The sequence below is a fragment of the Leptothoe sp. ISB3NOV94-8A genome (genome assembly GCF_043421595.1).
GTDB lineage: Bacteria > Cyanobacteriota > Cyanobacteriia > Phormidesmidales > Phormidesmidaceae > Leptothoe > Leptothoe turfae.
Map to the genome: position 1 here is coordinate 6,174,184 of NZ_JAXSQW010000001.1, position 16,593 is coordinate 6,190,776.

12 protein-coding genes are annotated in these 16,593 nt (G+C 49.0%); 9 read left to right on the top strand and 3 right to left on the bottom strand.

Annotated features, from left to right (window positions below; translation table 11 throughout):
• Positions 1-55: 55 nt before the first annotated feature.
• The 4 genes from ispE (at position 56) to SPB21_RS26520 (ending at position 4,121) form a co-directional block, all read left to right on the top strand.
• Positions 56-1,012, top strand: coding sequence for a 4-(cytidine 5'-diphospho)-2-C-methyl-D-erythritol kinase (ispE, locus tag SPB21_RS26505; protein WP_499868080.1), 957 nt, complete (start codon positions 56-58; stop codon positions 1,010-1,012).
• 249 nt (positions 1,013-1,261) lie between these two features.
• On the top strand, positions 1,262-1,756 hold the full coding sequence (locus SPB21_RS26510) for a GNAT family N-acetyltransferase (protein ID WP_163668477.1): 495 nt from the start codon (positions 1,262-1,264) through the stop codon (positions 1,754-1,756).
• 95 nt (positions 1,757-1,851) lie between these two features.
• The gene (locus tag SPB21_RS26515) at positions 1,852-2,496 is read left to right on the top strand and encodes a chromophore lyase CpcT/CpeT (RefSeq protein WP_163668475.1); all 645 of its coding nucleotides are present in this window, start codon (positions 1,852-1,854) and stop codon (positions 2,494-2,496) included.
• A 725-nt stretch (positions 2,497-3,221) separates the two neighbouring features.
• Positions 3,222-4,121 carry a LysR family transcriptional regulator gene (locus SPB21_RS26520; RefSeq protein WP_499868081.1) on the top strand — a complete coding sequence of 300 codons (900 nt, stop codon included), beginning with the start codon at positions 3,222-3,224 and terminating at the stop codon, positions 4,119-4,121.
• Here SPB21_RS26520 and SPB21_RS26525 read toward each other — a convergent pair.
• Both SPB21_RS26525 and SPB21_RS26530 read right to left on the bottom strand, forming a co-directional pair.
• Positions 4,118-4,399, bottom strand: coding sequence for a PepSY domain-containing protein (locus SPB21_RS26525; protein WP_163668471.1), 282 nt, complete (start codon positions 4,397-4,399; stop codon positions 4,118-4,120). The genes SPB21_RS26520 and SPB21_RS26525 overlap by 4 nt on opposite strands.
• Positions 4,396-4,767, bottom strand: a complete 372-nt coding sequence (locus SPB21_RS26530) for a hypothetical protein (RefSeq protein WP_499868082.1) — start codon at positions 4,765-4,767, stop codon at positions 4,396-4,398. Before SPB21_RS26530 ends, SPB21_RS26525 begins: the two co-directional genes overlap by 4 nt.
• A 160-nt stretch (positions 4,768-4,927) precedes the next feature.
• Between SPB21_RS26530 and SPB21_RS26535 the strand changes: the two genes are divergently transcribed.
• The 5 genes from SPB21_RS26535 to SPB21_RS26555 all read left to right on the top strand — a co-directional run bounded on the left by SPB21_RS26535 (position 4,928) and on the right by SPB21_RS26555 (position 15,560).
• A complete protein-coding gene (locus tag SPB21_RS26535) occupies positions 4,928-5,368 on the top strand; it encodes a heavy metal-responsive transcriptional regulator (RefSeq protein WP_163668467.1) in 441 nt (146 codons plus the stop codon).
• Positions 5,369-5,585: 217 nt separating this feature from the next.
• Positions 5,586-6,035, top strand: a complete 450-nt coding sequence (locus tag SPB21_RS26540) for a MarR family winged helix-turn-helix transcriptional regulator (protein WP_163668465.1) — start codon at positions 5,586-5,588, stop codon at positions 6,033-6,035.
• Between the two features lie 422 nt (positions 6,036-6,457).
• Positions 6,458-10,660, top strand: a complete 4,203-nt coding sequence (locus SPB21_RS26545) for a two-partner secretion domain-containing protein (RefSeq protein ID WP_499868083.1) — start codon at positions 6,458-6,460, stop codon at positions 10,658-10,660.
• A 51-nt stretch (positions 10,661-10,711) separates the two neighbouring features.
• The gene (locus SPB21_RS26550; RefSeq protein WP_499868084.1) at positions 10,712-12,604 is read left to right on the top strand and encodes a ShlB/FhaC/HecB family hemolysin secretion/activation protein; all 1,893 of its coding nucleotides are present in this window, start codon (positions 10,712-10,714) and stop codon (positions 12,602-12,604) included.
• A gap of 55 nt (positions 12,605-12,659) precedes the next feature.
• Complete coding sequence (locus SPB21_RS26555; protein WP_499868085.1) at positions 12,660-15,560, top strand: CHAT domain-containing protein; 2,901 nt, start codon at positions 12,660-12,662, stop codon at positions 15,558-15,560.
• Between the two features lie 22 nt (positions 15,561-15,582).
• Here SPB21_RS26555 and SPB21_RS26560 read toward each other — a convergent pair whose 3' ends face one another.
• The gene (locus tag SPB21_RS26560) at positions 15,583-16,512 is read right to left on the bottom strand and encodes a DUF928 domain-containing protein (RefSeq protein WP_499868086.1); all 930 of its coding nucleotides are present in this window, start codon (positions 16,510-16,512) and stop codon (positions 15,583-15,585) included.
• Positions 16,513-16,593: the final 81 nt, after the last annotated feature.

A 16,593-nucleotide genomic window follows, 5' to 3' on the forward strand; every position in this document is an offset into this window, starting at 1 on the left:
CCACGAGGTGCTAATCTGCTTGTGGCATCAACGTTTTGGGATCTTGCTGGGGTCTATGACAAGTTACACACTGCTGTCGGCTGCCAAGATTAATCTGTATCTAGAAATCATTGGGCATCGGCCTGACGGATTCCATGAAATGGCCATGGTGATGCAAAGTGTGAACTTATGCGATCGCATCACCCTCACCAATCTCCCCGCAGCCATTCGACGGCTACAGTGCGATCATCCTCAGGTACCCACCGATAACTCTAACCTCGCCCTTAAGGCCGTTGATCTACTGACCTATAAATTTCCAGAACTAGCGAATCGCGGTGTAGACATCACCATTGAAAAAAATATCCCAGTCGGCGCAGGATTAGCCGGCGGTTCTAGCAACGCTGCTGCTGCGTTAGTGGGCTTAAATCTCTTGTGGAAACTGGGTTTAACCCAGATTGAACTAGAAGAACTCTCCGCCCAGCTAGGCTCAGATATCCCTTTCTGCATTCGCGGCGGCACCGCCATTGCCACCGGTCGTGGCGAAATCCTCGATCCCATTTCTAGCCTGACGGACCTCTACGTTGTCCTGGCAAAGTACGAAAGTCTTTCCGTATCTACACCCTGGGCCTACAAAACCTATCGAGCAAATTTTAGCGATCGCTATGCCGATATTTCCGACAATGCCACCCTACAAGAACGGCAAAAGCGTGTCCATGCAGGCCCCATGGTTACCGCCATCACCCATAAAGATGGTGCTGCCATCGGCTCACATTTACACAATGACCTGGAGCGTGTGGTCCTCCCAGCCCACGATAAAGTCCAGCAGTTACGGGATTACATGGCCAGTTACGGCGGGCTGGGCACCATGATGTCCGGCTCGGGGCCGACCGTCTTTACCTTGACCTCTACCCAAGACGCTGCCGATGAGATTTTGCATAAAGTACGAGCAGCCCTACCTGATCCAGACTTAAAACTATGGTCCACCTGCTTTACAGCCACAGGCATTCGTTTAGAGTCTGAAACAAAAAATTAACCTACAGTCAGCAAGCTTTAGGGAAACGAAACATATCGGTAGAAGCCCGACAGTTGATTGATCCCGCTTATATACTGATGGCACCTGGCTCCATAGAGTTTGGAGTGTCAAGCAACTTCCTACGAAGTTAGGACGCAGAGTCATAGCAACTTTGAGGGTAGTCGCACTAATCTAGATATCAGGGTTTTGTTGGCACTTAGTCAGTCCTTAACGTTTCCTATGTTCGTCCCTAGAGCTCACATCCATCAGATGAATCTCGTTTTTCGCTCTATTGACCTTGAAGCCCATGCCGAACTGTGTGTTCATTTTCGGCGTGACGCATTTGCCTGCAGTTTTGCAGATGGTGACCAACGATTTGCCTTAGAAGGTGGCGAACATGCCCAGGATTACCTCAATTGGCTAAGCAAGCGCATCAATGCCTGCCCCGAAAGCTGTGTTCATGTCTTTGATGGGCAGGAAATCATCGGCCAAATTGAGACAGAGCTGCGGGGCCAAGAAAAACTTGGCTATGTGTATTTGTTTTATCTAATTCCCAGCCGCCGCGGACAAGGATTTAGCGACCAGCTCCATGACTATGTGATGCAGCTATTTCAAGAAGTGGGCGTCATTCGTGCCCAGCTATCCGTCAGCCCAACTAACGAAAAAGCCATGAATTTCTACAAACGTCACGGCTGGCAAGACCTGGGGCTTAGACCAGGACACACTGACATTCACCTGATGGAACTCGCTATCGAAGCTGCTTAAACTTCTGTAACAACCCCTGGTCGATCTCAGGTTTGGGCACCCATAAAGCTGGAAAATACTGGGGATTTGATCAGAACCCCCCTCTATAAACAGTCATGCCCCGTTTATGGTCCTTGACCCCGGTGCTTTTGGGGGTGTGGTTAAGCAGCAGCCACACCAGCCATGCCCCAACACCCGCGATATCCCCCCAGCATGTGGATGCCGTGGTAGAACACCTCACCCGTCCTATGGATACCACTGAACAAGCAGAGCGAAACTCTCGCTTTGTCGGTGTCCAAATGACCACCTGCCCGATTCAGGTCACGGGGTCAGCGGATCAGTACGGTATTTACCTATATCAAGAGCAGGCGCTGACGGCACATATAGAAAGTCCTTATAGGCAACGTTTTTTGTACATTACCCTCAGCAAAGATGCCACGCGGGTTGAGTCACACACCTTCAAACCGCCTATTCCAGAGACATGGACCGGTCTTTGCCAGCAGGCCACCCCATCGATTGACACCCATGCCCTAGGGGAGTTGGTCTGTGTGGTGTCCTTACGTCCCTCCACCTTAGGTTACGTGGGCAGCACGCCTGCCGAAGGGTGTCCCGTAAATCTGCGGGGAGCCGTACGCCTGACCAACACCATTGTTTTACATCAAGATGGCATGGATACCTGGGATCGGGGTTTTGATGCTAACGGTGAACAAGTGTGGGGCGCGGAAGTAGAACCCTACCAGTATCGGTGGTTAGATGAATAACTGGTGGCAATGGCCAGTCTTTACGATCCACGGAGCGACCTACGCTATCCGAAATTGTCAGCGTTTTTCAACGGGCACCTGCGCTTTTTATAAAATCATCTTGAAGAATTGAGCAAACGCCGTCCGTATTTTAGACGATGAATATAATAATTCCAGTGCATATGAACACGTAGATTAGCATTACTGATGTGTGCAGGGTGCAGCTTGGCACTCGAATATGCGAGTATGTTAGCCTGCTGTTTGTATTGACACCTGACCTTTCCAAACTCAAATGGGTGCGGTTTTGCAGGCCATCTAACCAGCCACAGGTACTTTCAGCTAACTTAGCCAACTCTATCTCGGGAAAATTTCACCAACTTGGTCCGTTATGACCCTGAGTTTGAGTCTACCTGGGGATGATGTATCGAAAAGGCAACTTTTTGCATGATTAACCTGAAAAGTCGATTGATCTGGCTCACAGAGACGGTGGCAATGGGTACAGGACTGCTTGTGTTACTGGCTTGGGTCTTTGACTGGCTAATCTAAAGGACTTCCATCAAATCAATACAAGGCTTTCATCCCAGGTGATAAACCACCTGGGATCGATTTTTATAACATGCCTGAGTTAAATCAACTCAGATTAGCCATAGCATGTATGCAAAAAATCGATGATTGTTCCTGGGGCAGTTACGATAGCCTTGGCAGTAAGATCCGTACTGCTCTTTTCAGAGCAGTCATCAGTTGCTATGAATCTAGGGAAAATCAAGCTCTCACAGTTGCGCGCTTTGGTTGCGATCGCAACCACCCAAAACTTTAGTGAAGCAGCCCTAGAGCTAAACCTGAGCCAGTCCACCATCAGTCACAGTATTGCCGCTCTAGAGTCGGAGCTGGGCGTCATTGTGGTCAATCGTGGCCGTCATGGAGCTAGTCTGACGCCCGTTGGCGAAACGATCTGTGCCAAGGCCCAGCAGATGCTACAAAGTCTGGACGACATTGGCCAGCTGGCTTCCCAGGCAAGGGGTGTGGAAGGCGGCCAGGTACGGATTGTGGCCTTTCGCAGCATGGCTAGTAATGTATTGCCGAGTGCGATCGCAAAACTCCACACCACCTATCCCAACATCCAGGTCACCATTACTGAAATGGATGAGCTGAGGGAATTTCAGCAAGCTTTAATTGAAGGAAAAGCTGATATCTCCGTAGCCGAACTGCTGCCGGAGAATGACTTTGAAACCTTGCCAGTGATCAATGATCCCTGCATCGGTCTGGTGCCATCGAGCTATTCCATTGAGTCCCCTCAGCTCACCTGGGATCATCTAAATAAATATCCTTTGATTACCTCAGTCCATGGCAGCTGCACCCATCGCATCAATCGAGTCCTAAAGCAGGTGTTACCTCCCATTGAGGCAGAGTATCGCGTGCGCACTGACAGTACGATTGTGGGCATGGTCAACCAGGGCTTAGGCATTGGTATTTTGCACAAACTATCAGCCCACCCAATTCCTAAAAATGTGCGGGTCATGCAGCTACCCTTCAAAGTTTTTCGCCCCCTAGGCGTGTCATGGCCTAAAGATGCCCTATTATCGCCAGCGGTTTATGCGTTTTTAGATGTATTTAAAGCCCTTCAGCTAGAAGCTCCAGCCGCCTAAGCCTGGGGTCGCCGTCGACTGAGCGTATTCATCCACATAAACAACCCGGTAATGATTAGGGTGAGTAACCCTACGGCATTCAGAATGGGGTAGATAACTTCCAGGTTAATGGTGCCAAACTTGCCACGATGCAAATCTAGCAGCCATAGAAAATCCTCAGCACGGTTAGCCACAGCAGCAAACTGAAAGGCAGTGCCGGTTGTGAGAGTAATCAGCAATGGCAGCACCATAAACGGCACAAGAGCACGATGGAGCTGACGAATTTGGTAGGCCTTCATGAACGAGTCGCACGATGTAGCTGCTTTCTGAGTGTGATGAGTAACCAGGGGAAAATCAAGATCAAACCCAATAGAACTTCGCCAGGACCAATAGGTAAACTAGTCAGCGAGAACCTTGTGTAGAGGGACTGTGGTGCATCAGCTTCTTCAGATTCTGTAATTGGCTCCACGGTCATATCCTCGGCATGACTTTCTGAAGCAGAACCACTAGAGCCCACTGACTCTGGCTCAGCGGTGACTGGCTCTGCTGGAGTCGTCTCTTGCGGTTGACCATGGATCACACCATTATGAGCCATGACTGGCGGCACCCTCGGTAGACCAATCGCTAAGGTACTAACTGTTGTGATTGTGTAACTAGCATGGGCCATTAGCAGTTCGTTTGGTTTTTCCTAGGGTCAACATCGGACTATTCACTTTAGGATAAAGCCTCTAGTCAGATAACGGATCAAGCCCACAACACTCCATATCGAGAACTCTATATTTAACTGTAGGGTTTATGATCGGATTAATTCGTTAGGAACATTGGCCATGGCTGTCCGGTTAAGAATCGGTGAGGTCGCAAAGCAGACAGGTCTTGCTGTCGGTGCACTACGTTATTACGAAAACCTGGGTTTATTGACATCAGATCGTGGTGATAACGGTTATCGCTATTACTCTCCTGATGCTGTGCATCAGGTGCAGTTTATCAAGAAAGCCCAGGCTATTGGTTTCTCCCTAGAAGAGATTGGCGAGGTATTGAATTTGCATGAGAGAGGGGATACTCCTTGTGGCTTAGTGCAATCTCTTTTGCAGGATAAAATTGATCAGTTGGAGACTCAAATTCGACAGATGACAGAGTTTAAAGCTGAGTTGGAAGACTATCGCGATCGCTGGGCATCGACTCGGCCACAACCGGCTCCGGGGGATATTTGTCCCTTGATTGAGACGGTTAGTTTAAGGGGATTGCGTAAAAATAAAGATCCTGGTTGAGACGGTGGATGGGTGGATGAGAGATGGGTGGATTGTTTAAGCGTAAACGCCTAAGTTCGTAAAGCTGTTCTGTTTTCTAGAAATAACAGCATTTATCCTATGCAGACAATTTGACAGCATTGAGGCTAACTGCTGCTGCAACAATACACAATAGTTACTAAGATTACTCCCCATCTCGCTAAAATAAGACTAACTCAAACTGTCTGACTCATCACCTATGCCAACTCCTTACTCTCCCCAGGTTGCCGCTAAAGAACCCTTTCTTGGAACCATTAGAGAGCTAGTTAGGGCATATCAAGCCTTTGCCAATTACTCCGAGGGCTTTGTCAGAAAACACAACCTCACCCCATCACAGTTCGACGTCATTGCCACCTTAGGCCATGCCCAAGGCATGAGTATGGGCGCTATCGGTGAAAAAACCCTGATTACAAAAGGGACTCTGACAGGTGTGGTTGATCGCCTGATCAAGAAAGGACTCGTCACCCGTAAGACACCTCCCGAGAACCGGCGTAGTGTTATCGTCCAACTCACTCCTGACGGCAAGGCCCTATTCGACCAGGTATTTCCGGCTCACATTGCCGATATGAAACAGCACTTTGTATCCTTTAATCCATCAGAGCTAGAGCTGTTAAAGGTGTTACTCAATCGGTTACGTCAGACCTTCTAGCTGCCTCTGACGTTTTGCGGATCTATTGCCGCGAGCTATATCAGTTAGAGGGAGACTGGTGCAATATCGAGCATGGGAAACAACTCTACTATGCAGGTCTGCCTGAGCTAAATCCCAGTGGTATTGTTCCCGTTGGACCCAGGATTGATTTTGCGCAGGTCCATGATCGTGACTTGATACGTTAGCGCTAGTGCGATCGCACCTATCTGCCCCGAAAACCTATCTGTCCCGAAAACAGTACACCCTTATGTGAGAAAACACCTAAACGGGGTTACCGGTTCTATCAATTTGTAAATCACGTATCCATCTGCTAAAGGTTTTCAGGGAAAATACATAGGCTGGTCATATTCTAGACTAGCCAGCCTCCTAACCAGTCTCCTGAATTTACGAGTGTCTGAGAAAAATATTCAGACAATAAGCCCATGGGTGATTTGAATAGAACGTCTTGGATTCCAGCAGCTCAGCGGGCTGGAATAGCCATGGGTGCCTTGGTATCTACTGTTGCGATCTTAGGACAAATGCCTCGGGGGCAGGCCCAACTCATACCCGATACCAGTTTAGGTGCGGAAAGCTCGACGGTGATTCCCGGTGTGACCATCAACGGAGCAGTGGCAGACCGCATTGATGGCGGTGCAGAACGTGGCAGCAATCTATTCCATAGCTTCAGCGAGTTTAATATTGATGCGGGGCAGCGGGTATATTTTGCCAACCCCGAGAGTATTGACAACATTCTCAGCCGAGTCACTGGGACCAATACTTCTAATATTGATGGACTGCTGGGGGTTGACGGTCCCGCAAATCTGTTTTTCTTAAATCCCAATGGCATTGTTTTTGGTCCAGGGGCAGAGTTGGATATCCATGGCTCATTCACCGCGAGTACAGCAGCAAGTCTGCCGTTAGCCAATGGAGGAGAGTTTAGGGCAACACCCTTAAATAATGAACTGCTCACCTTTAGCACACCATTGGGGGTACAGTTTAATCATCAACCCCAAGGAGATATTGATAACCAGGGAGATTTAACCGTTGATGCCGGTGAACGCCTTACCCTGTTTGGAGATAACGTACTCAACAGTGGCTCCTTAACAACTCCGAGTGGCACTGTGGAAGTGATCGGCAATCACGTGAGTCTGGCAGATCAGGCCACGATCGGCGTATCTGGACAACAGGGGGGACAGGTACTGTTGTCCGCTGATACTGTTGATTTATCCTCGGGTTTGATTGATATTTCTGGCACGGTCACAGGGGGAGACTTGGCAGTTTATGCTGATAAAAGTCTCACCCTTGGGGTAACTGTAGATGCGGCTGGCGGTGGCCATGCTCTGTTTGACCCGCCTACGTTCACTGTGAATGCTGAAGGAGCCAATACCATTGTATCGACCCTAGCAGGCGGCAATGCGACAATCAGCGCATCTGACACCATCAACATCAATGCTGTTGTTAACAGTAATGACCAAACCAATGCCAATACTCTCACCTTAGATGATGAGAATGGAGATGGTCGCTTAGCCATTAATCTCAATGCGCCCATTCTCTTGGGTGCAAACCAAACCCTGACAGGCGATGGTAGCACCGTCAACGTTAATGTCACTAACCCAGGCATTGTGCAAAATGGGGTAAATGTTGCAGCAATAGATGGCACCGTTAACCTGGCAGCGGGTAATTACCAAGAAGGGCAACCAGTGACTCTCAATCGGAATGTCACACTATCAGGTGCTGGAGCAGGAAGCACCACGTTGAATGGTGCCAATGTCCATAGAGTCCTGCAAGTTAATGGTGGAACGGTTAGGGTCTCTGACCTTACTATTACTAATGGTCGTGTCCAAGCAGGCAGCGGTGGCGGTATTCAAGTTGGCGGCAATGGTAACTTTACCCTGGCCAATAGTACGGTTGCCAATAACACGGCTACCGGTGTCGGTGGGGGGATTTCCCTGGTCGGAGCTGCGGATGTTGGTTTTGAAAACAGCACCATTGCCAATAATGCAGCCACAGGCAATGGGGGTGGAGTGGATATCAACTTTGCACCGGGTGGCTTTGAGCTAACTGTTAATAACAGTACTTTTAGTAATAATAGTGCTGGGGGAGGCGGTGGGGGTTTTTCCCTCGGCTCGAACAGTAGCCTTAACCTGAATCAGAGCACCGTCACAGAAAATATCGCTAGTTCAGGCAGCGGCATTTCCAATATTTTTGGGGGTCAGGCAACGGGTCGCAATTCTATTGTCACTGGCAACAACGGTGGTAACATTAACGGCACCTTTACCAATGGTGGTAATAACCTCATTGACGTCGGCGTACGTTTAGCTCCCCTGGGAGATTATAGTGGTCCGACCCAAACCCATGCCTTGCTACCCGGTAGCGTAGCCATTGATAGCGGCAGTGGGACGGGCACTGATCAGCGTGGTATTGCCGTTGTTAATAATACCCGCGACATTGGTGCCTTCGAATCTCGGGGATTTACCATTACCGCTAATACTGCAAGCACCCCACAGACCACCAATATTGATCGGGTATTTGCAAATCCTCTAACTGTAACCGTAACCAGTGCTTTTGGTGAGCCTGTTGAAAATGGCATTGTTGTATTTACAGCACCTGAAACTGGAGCTACGGCCACCCTTAGCAACCCTACGGCTATCCTGAACAACGTTGGACAAGCGAGTGTCACGGCCTCAGCAAATGCAATTACAGGAAATTATGCGGTTACTAGCAATATTCTGAATACTAGCGATGTGGCTACGTTTAATTTAAAGAATTCATTGTTCAACAATATAACCGTAGATATTTTGGCTGACGAGAATGATAACAACTTTACGGTTGGCGATGTTTCTTTAAGAGAAGCGATTACGATTGTCGAAGATGGCGGGACAATTGAATTCACATCTACCTTAAGTAATGGGACAATCACCCTCGGTTCTGGGCAGTTAACCCTGGATCGTAATCTGACCATTGATGGAGCAGGTGCTCCTAACCTTGAGGTTAGTGGCAACAATGAGAGTCGGGTATTTGACATCCAGGGCAGCGGCAATACAGCCACGATTCAAAATCTTAGAATAACCAATGGCAATGCTGATCTAGGCGGAGGACTTCGGGTTGGCCGTGGTAATCGGTTGGTTTTGGGTAACAGTCGTGTGGAGAATAATGCAGCCACAACAGCGGGGGCTGGCATTTATAGTGAAGGGACACTACAGATTTCTGGAAGTACAATTACAGATACACTTACTCTCAATGCTGGCGCAAACGACATCATCCTTGATGGCCCTAATAATCAATTTGGCACCCTAGAACTCACGGGTAATAACGTCACCATTCAAGAAAGTTCAGATACGGATCTGGGTCCGTCGACTGTCAGCGGGACTCTAGAGGTGACTTCAAGTGGTTCGATTACGGATAGTGGGGATATTGCGATCGCAAACACCACCACCCTAATTGCCAACAACAATATTATCCTCGACAGTGAGAACAATCGATTTGGCCTGCTCAACCTCACAGGCAATAACGTTCTTATTCAAGAAAATGGTACGGCCAGCTTAGGAGAAACCAATGTTCCAGGGGATCTCACCATGATCGCCAGGGATATTAACATCGGCCCTGGATTCTCTGTAAATGGCAATTTATCACTACAGCCTTACCAGAGAGATCAAGCAATTACGATTGGGTCAAATGCCCCCCCTGGTCTATTCACTATTGATCCAACCGAAATTGAGCAGATCAATACCACTGCCCCCAACACCATCACCATTGGCAGGTCATCCGGTGAGGGCATCCTCAATGTGGCAGTGAATGGTACCGATCCGTTTGATTCCCCGTTAACATTACAGTCTCCTGAGGGGACTGTCGCAATTACATCAGGTGCTCAGCCCCTATCGCTCAGCGATGTAGTGGTTGAGGCCCGTAATATCTCATTAACGGCAATCGGCAATATTAGTTTAGCGAACATTCAGCTGCTGGGTAGCCCTCCAGCAGGCAGTATCATCAATATCGATACTGGGTTAAGCCAGACCCAGATCAGATCGCTCATTTTAGAAGGCTCAGGGGGGATTAATGCCCCCCTGGGATTTGTCAACATTTTCACCGATATTATTGATGCGACCGGAGCCAATAACCAGGATATTGTTACGGGAGCCGTCACCATTACCTCAACGTTTGCTCAAACGCTAGACAACATTTTTGTGCGAGACTCACTCACCGCTGAAAACGACATTATTTCTACCGGCTTTGCCCAAGATCCGTCTGGATTTAACCCTGCGGAAGGCATTAATGAGCTTCCGCTTAATTTCTCCGATGCGTCTGATCAAATTGCAGCAGACTGTCGTGCTAATGCTAGTAGTACAGACCAAAGTGAGTTTGTGGTTACAGGTCGAGGAGGTCTTCCGACTAGCCCTAGCGATCCACTGTCCGCACATCTCGATACTGTTCTCTGGGTCACTTCACCAGCAACAGATCTCCCATCATCAACCATCTCCACCGCTCCCATGGAGTCATCCTCACCCACACCTCTACGCGAAGCTCAAGGCTGGATCACCCAAGCCAATGGTCAGATTTTCTTCGTCACCACTCCATCTACAGAACCATCACCTTACGCATCTGGTATACCGACTGCCAGCCTCTGCGCAGCAGACATTGATTCATAGAACTCTTGTTTGCTTAGATCTTCTCTATATTCTCTGAACAATATATGTGCCATGCTCATTTATCAAACACGTACCCTCGGCACAAATAGAACGTTTGTAATACACAAAGATTTAAACAGTTTTCGACTAGCCTTCATTGCCCTCGCCATAGTGCCATGCATAGATACCCCTGCTTGGGGCCAAATATCGCCTACTAACGCACGACTCTCAAACCCCGAGGTACTGACCCAAAATCCATCACCTACCAATCCACCCACCCTGCGAGATCAAGATGTCATCCCTCGCGACACCGAACCATTTCGTGACCTAGAGCCTGCTGCCCCACTGCCGCTACCAGGGGAGCTATTGCCCAGAATTGACACATCTCCACCAGATGACACGTTCTCGGGTAGTACTGAAACACTTTGTGTCAAAGGTTTTCAGGTAAGAGACAGCACCGTTTTTGAAAAGGATGAGCTAAATGATGCCATTGAAGCAGCCTTTGCAGAAGATGCAACCATTCCAGCAATCGACGCATCGGTTGATTGCCAGGGCGGACGACAGCTCACCTTTTCTCAGATATTACTCGCCCGCTCAGCTGTGACTCAGTTGTATTTGGATAATGACTACGCCACTTCTGGAGCCATCATTCCGGCAGATACTCCGTTTATCAATGGCATTGTCACCATTCAAGCCGTTGAAGGCCGGTTAGAAGATATTCGAGTTACTGGTAATGAACGTCTTCAATCAGCCTACATTAGTAGCCGGTTGGGCATCGCCGCCCGCCCGCCCCTAAACGTAGCCAACCTATTGGCAGGTCTACAGTTATTACAGCTCAACCCACTGATTGAAACCATTCGCGCCGATCTACAGGCCGGGACAACCCCCGGCACCAATTTGCTCGTGGTGGAAGTCGCCGAAACCGATAGCTCCTCGTTCACGGTCAACTTCAATAATAATCGCTCCCCGAGTGTGGGCAGCTTTCGGAGAGGAATCAGCTTTCAAGAAACCAATCTGCTAGGGTTAGGCGATGCCCTTGCTCTGGGCTATTCCAATACGGATGGCAGCAACGAATTAAATGGTAGCTATAGCCTGCCCATCAGCCCTTACAACACCACCCTCACCGCCGCCGCAACGACATCCTTTAATGAGGTAGTCGAATCTCCATTTGAAGTGCTGGAGATTAGCTCAGAGTCGAGTAACTATAGCCTCGCCCTGCGGCATCCCATTATTGAAACCCCTGAGCACCAATTTGACTTGGAGTTGAGCCTATGGCGGCAGTTTAGCCAGACTGAGCTAGGCATTGATGATATTGGCCCATTTCCCTTATCAGACGGTGCCGATGATGAGGGGCGTACGGTAACCTCGGCCCTACGGTTTGCCCAAACCTGGACCCAGCGGAACACCAAGCAGGTGGTTTCGTTGCGATCGCAATTTAACCTTGGTCTCGGTAACTTTCTCGATGGCACCCTCAATAGCGATCCAGAGCTTCCCGACAATTCTTTTTTCTCCTGGCAAGGCCAAGGCCAATGGGTACGACGTCTGGGGGAGAATTCCCTTGTTTTATTGCGGGGGAGTGTTCAGCTCACCGATGATAATCTGCTGTCATCAGAAGAGTTTGGCTTAGGAGGACAGGCGACCGTACGCGGCTATCGTCAAGAAGAACTGTTAACGGATCGAGGCGTCCAAGCCTCTGCCGAAGCCCGATTTCTCATTCTACGCATCGCCAAAGTAGAGGGTGTCTTACAAATCACTCCATTTGTGGATTTTGGCCATGGCTGGAATGTAGATGGAGAAAATCCCGACCCCAATACCCTGGTGGGCATCGGCACAGGCCTCCTCTGGCAACAGCCTAACGTGAGCGCCCGTTTAGACTGGGGCATTCCTTTAATCTCAGCCTCAGATGGTAATGATAGTTTGCAAGAAAGCGGTGTTTATTTTTCCATTAGCTACTCTTTTTTATAGAGGCTATTAGAGCGTGTTCCTCAGACCTGTTGTAATGAGTTGAGAAGCGATGGCCATGGCAAATCTGCGATACGTACTCATTGGTTGTTTGATCCTATGGCTAACCCTAGGCACAGGACGCACCGCCGCCCAAATAACAGTTAATGGGAACAGCGAACAGGGAGTCATCAACTGCACTATTCCCGACAGTGATTTATCCCTGTCCCAGGCTCAAACCCTCTACGAATCAGGCTGCTATAACGCTGCGGCCACTGTTCTAGAAACGGTCAGTCAACAGGGCGACTCGATCAACCAAGCCATTGCCCTGAGTAACCTCTCTCTAACCCATCAACAGCTGGGTAATTGGCAGCTGGCTACTGACGCCCTGAAAATGGCGTTTGAGCGTATCGAGGTGTCCAATGCTGACCATCAAGCGGCTATTCAAGCCCAGGCTTTAGACGTGCAGGGACAGTTGCAACTGGCTAGGGGCCAAGCTGCGGCAGCGGCCACCAGTTGGGAACAAGCAGCCCAACTCTATACCCAGCTCGATCAACCCAACCGGGCAGCTCTAAGCCAGATTAAACAGGCCCGTTCGCTCCAAACCCTGGGCCTATTTCAGCAGGTCAAGGTTATCCTGGTGGATGTGGCAAAATCTTTGCGGGAGCAACCAACCTCAGACGGGAGAGAGAAGGCGATCGCATTGCGTCAGCTAGCCGATGTTTTATGGATGACAGGTGCCTCAGAAATCTCTCTCCATAAGAGCGACTCTTCTAACGAACAACAAACACGCTCAGTGCAATCTTTGCTTAAGGAGAGTTTAAACATTGGTCGAGAGTTAAATCGAACAGATATTACAGCTGCTGCGACATTAAGCTTGGGCAATTTTTATCGTCACCAGTTTTTTAAAGATATTAGTCAACCTACCATTGACCATCAGAAAGCGTATAAAAATTTCTCAAACACCCTATTCATCTATGACCAGGTGATCAATGAGACGAGTAATCGTCCATTAGCATTGCAAGCGCTTCTCAATCAGCTGAGTTTCAAGGTTAATGCTGATATTCGTGACTGGTTGTCTGAGGCTAAAGGGTTATCCACAGATCAGCAGCGCGAGTTACAAACAGCGCTGGAGCCAACAGCATTGCAAACGTCCTATGACACCGCTAAGACGCAGCTCAGCATCCTTAGGCCCGGAAGACAGACGGTCTACGCCCATGTAAACCTGGCAGAGAGCTTACTAAAATGGCAACAAATGAAATGGCAACAGAATCAGCCATTGGCCATTGATGGCACAGAAATCTTAGCCCTGCTAAAAACTGCAGAAGCCCAGGCGAGACAGCTAGACGATAAACGTGCCCTATCCTCTGTTTTGGGGCATCAAGGCCAGCTTTATGGACTGTATAGTAAAGATTCTCAAGGGCCTCGGCAAAACGCCTATCTAGAAACCGCCACCATTCTGACACGGCAGGCCCTATCCCAAGCCCAAGCCATCGGGGCTCGGGATATTAGCTATCAGTGGCAGCATCAGCTGGGGCGATTGTTAACGGCACAAGGGGATAGAGACGGTGCGATCGCAGCTTACAGAGGTGCCTTTGACACCCTGCAAACTCTCCGCTCTGATTTGATCGCCGTCAATTCCGATCAGCGCTTTTACTTTAGAGACAACATTGAACCCATCTATCGTGAATTGGTAGCGCTGCTTTTACCCCCTACCAGGTCTCAACAAAGCAAAGCTAATGCTGATGGGGTTCAAACGTCTCAACAAGATTTGGACCTGGTGCGAAAGGTCATGGATGCCTTGCAGGTGGCGGAGCTGGAGAACTTTTTTCAAGCTGCCTGTGTCGACACCACAACTGAACTAGGTAAAACCCTACAGCCAGGAGATGCAGGCATATACCCAATTTTGCTCGAACACCGGTTAGAAGTGGTCTTGCAGCTGCCCATGGTCGATCAAACAGTTCAGCAGGCCAACACGACATCAGAACTAACCGAGGATTATACCCTTCAACGTTTCTCCAGCAATGTAGAGAAGGCAGATATTGAACAATTACTAAGTCAAATTCGCAGAAATTTAGATTCCTCTAATCCAGGAGCAGTGCGACAATTTGAACGTGCTAGTGAACGGCTGTACACCTACCTATTTGAAGCCACTGAGATTGGCCCCCAGACAAAGCCTCAAACCCTGGCAATCGCCTTGGAAAATGCTTTAGCTAACAGTTCATCTAAAACGCTGGTTTTTGTGTTAGATGGTCCGTTTCGAGCCATTCCCCTCGGGACTTTGTACGATGGTGAGAACTATTTGCTTGAGGAATATGCGATCGCACTCAATCTAGGCATTGAAGTACGAGAGTCAACCACGTTACCCAACGGTGCCGACTTAAAAGTTCTAGCCGCTGGTGTAAGAAACCCACCCATCCCATTTGAAGACTATGTCCTCCCCAATGTCACTGCTGAATTAGAAAAAATCCAAACGAGTGGAGCCTCTGTCAAGCTATTGCAGGAAGAGGACTTTACCCGAGAGACCTTTAACCAGCAGTTAAATGATGCCAACTATCAGATTGTGCATCTTGCCACCCATGGTCAATTTGCCTCAAATCGAGAAGACACCTATATTTTGGCCGATGATGAACGCCTTCCAGTCGATGAATTAAATGCCCTATTTCGCAATACCCAAGCCATTCAAAACCCCATTGAGTTGATTATCTTTAGCGCTTGTCGTACGGCCACTGGTGATAATCGAGCCGTGCTGGGGCTAGCGGGAGCCACGGTGCAGTCTGGTGCCCGTAGTGCGATCGCTGCCCTATGGAGTGTAGATGATGCCGCCAGCGTCCCCTTCGCTGAGGCCTTTTATCAGCATCTAGAACAACCCGATACCAGTCGTGCCGTTGCTCTGCAACAGGCTCAGCTAACGTTAAAAGAGGAGTACACGACACCTAGATATTGGGCTCCCTATGTGCTGGTAGGCAGTTGGCGTTAGGTACAATCTCCTGAGGGATTATTTACTCAGCTAAGGGAGCCAGCCCTGGAATTATCTGAGGATCAACCGTTTCATCTGTCAGGCCAAAATACTCTAAAAACTCAGACCACTCGTCTGGATACTGATCGCGGTGGGCAATTAACTGGGCCACCATGTCGTACCAGATACCATGCTCTAGATAAACAGAATAATCGTCAGAGGACGACGAGATTGCAGCATCAGAGGTCAGCGAAATCAGTCCGCTCACCTCCTGCAATGTTCTGGCATCATCCGCACCTTCACCACGACAGCGCAAGGCAACCGTCCAGTAATACACACGGTTGGGTTGTAGACCCGGTTGCGACTCAGGCAACGCAATGGTCACTAGGCCAGGATTTTGCGGAAGTTCTAGGGATAGACGTTCCACTAAGAATTGTCGATTCTCATCGTCATTATCTGCAATCGAGAGTTCCAGGATAGCTGTATCTTCTATTTTGGAAAAAGGAACATATAAGCCCAAGCGGGGATGGGCATTTAAGGTTTTCCCCTCCAACAATAGCTCTTGGGCAGACGATGTTGGATCAGGAGCCGTTGTTGCGGGTACAAATGCCACTAGAACCGGAGGCTCTTCAGGGTTCGCTGAGGACTCAGGAGATTGTGCCATCGTCTCCTCGCTAGTCTCAGTGTCTGCAGACGTGACGGCATCATCTTCAAACAGATCATCTATCGATGGAGTATTGACCCTAGCCTGACCAACACTCGGCGTTGGCACCTCACAAATATCCCGAGTGCCCCCACCTCGACGGGTACCTGTTGCATTACCCAACTCAGAATTAGGCCGAAAAATGGAGGTGATTCGGTCAATTAAACCTGCTTGGGCTGGCGACACCATTGTCAATGGTAGCGTTAGGCTTAACCCTATGCTGAGCAGACCTTTAAGCGTTTGCGTATATTGCGATGGCGGTCGATTCATCTAGATGTCTCCCTGCACTGATGAAGCCACTGTCTAATCAATGCTAATTAAGGCTAGAGCACCATTAATTACAGTTGATCA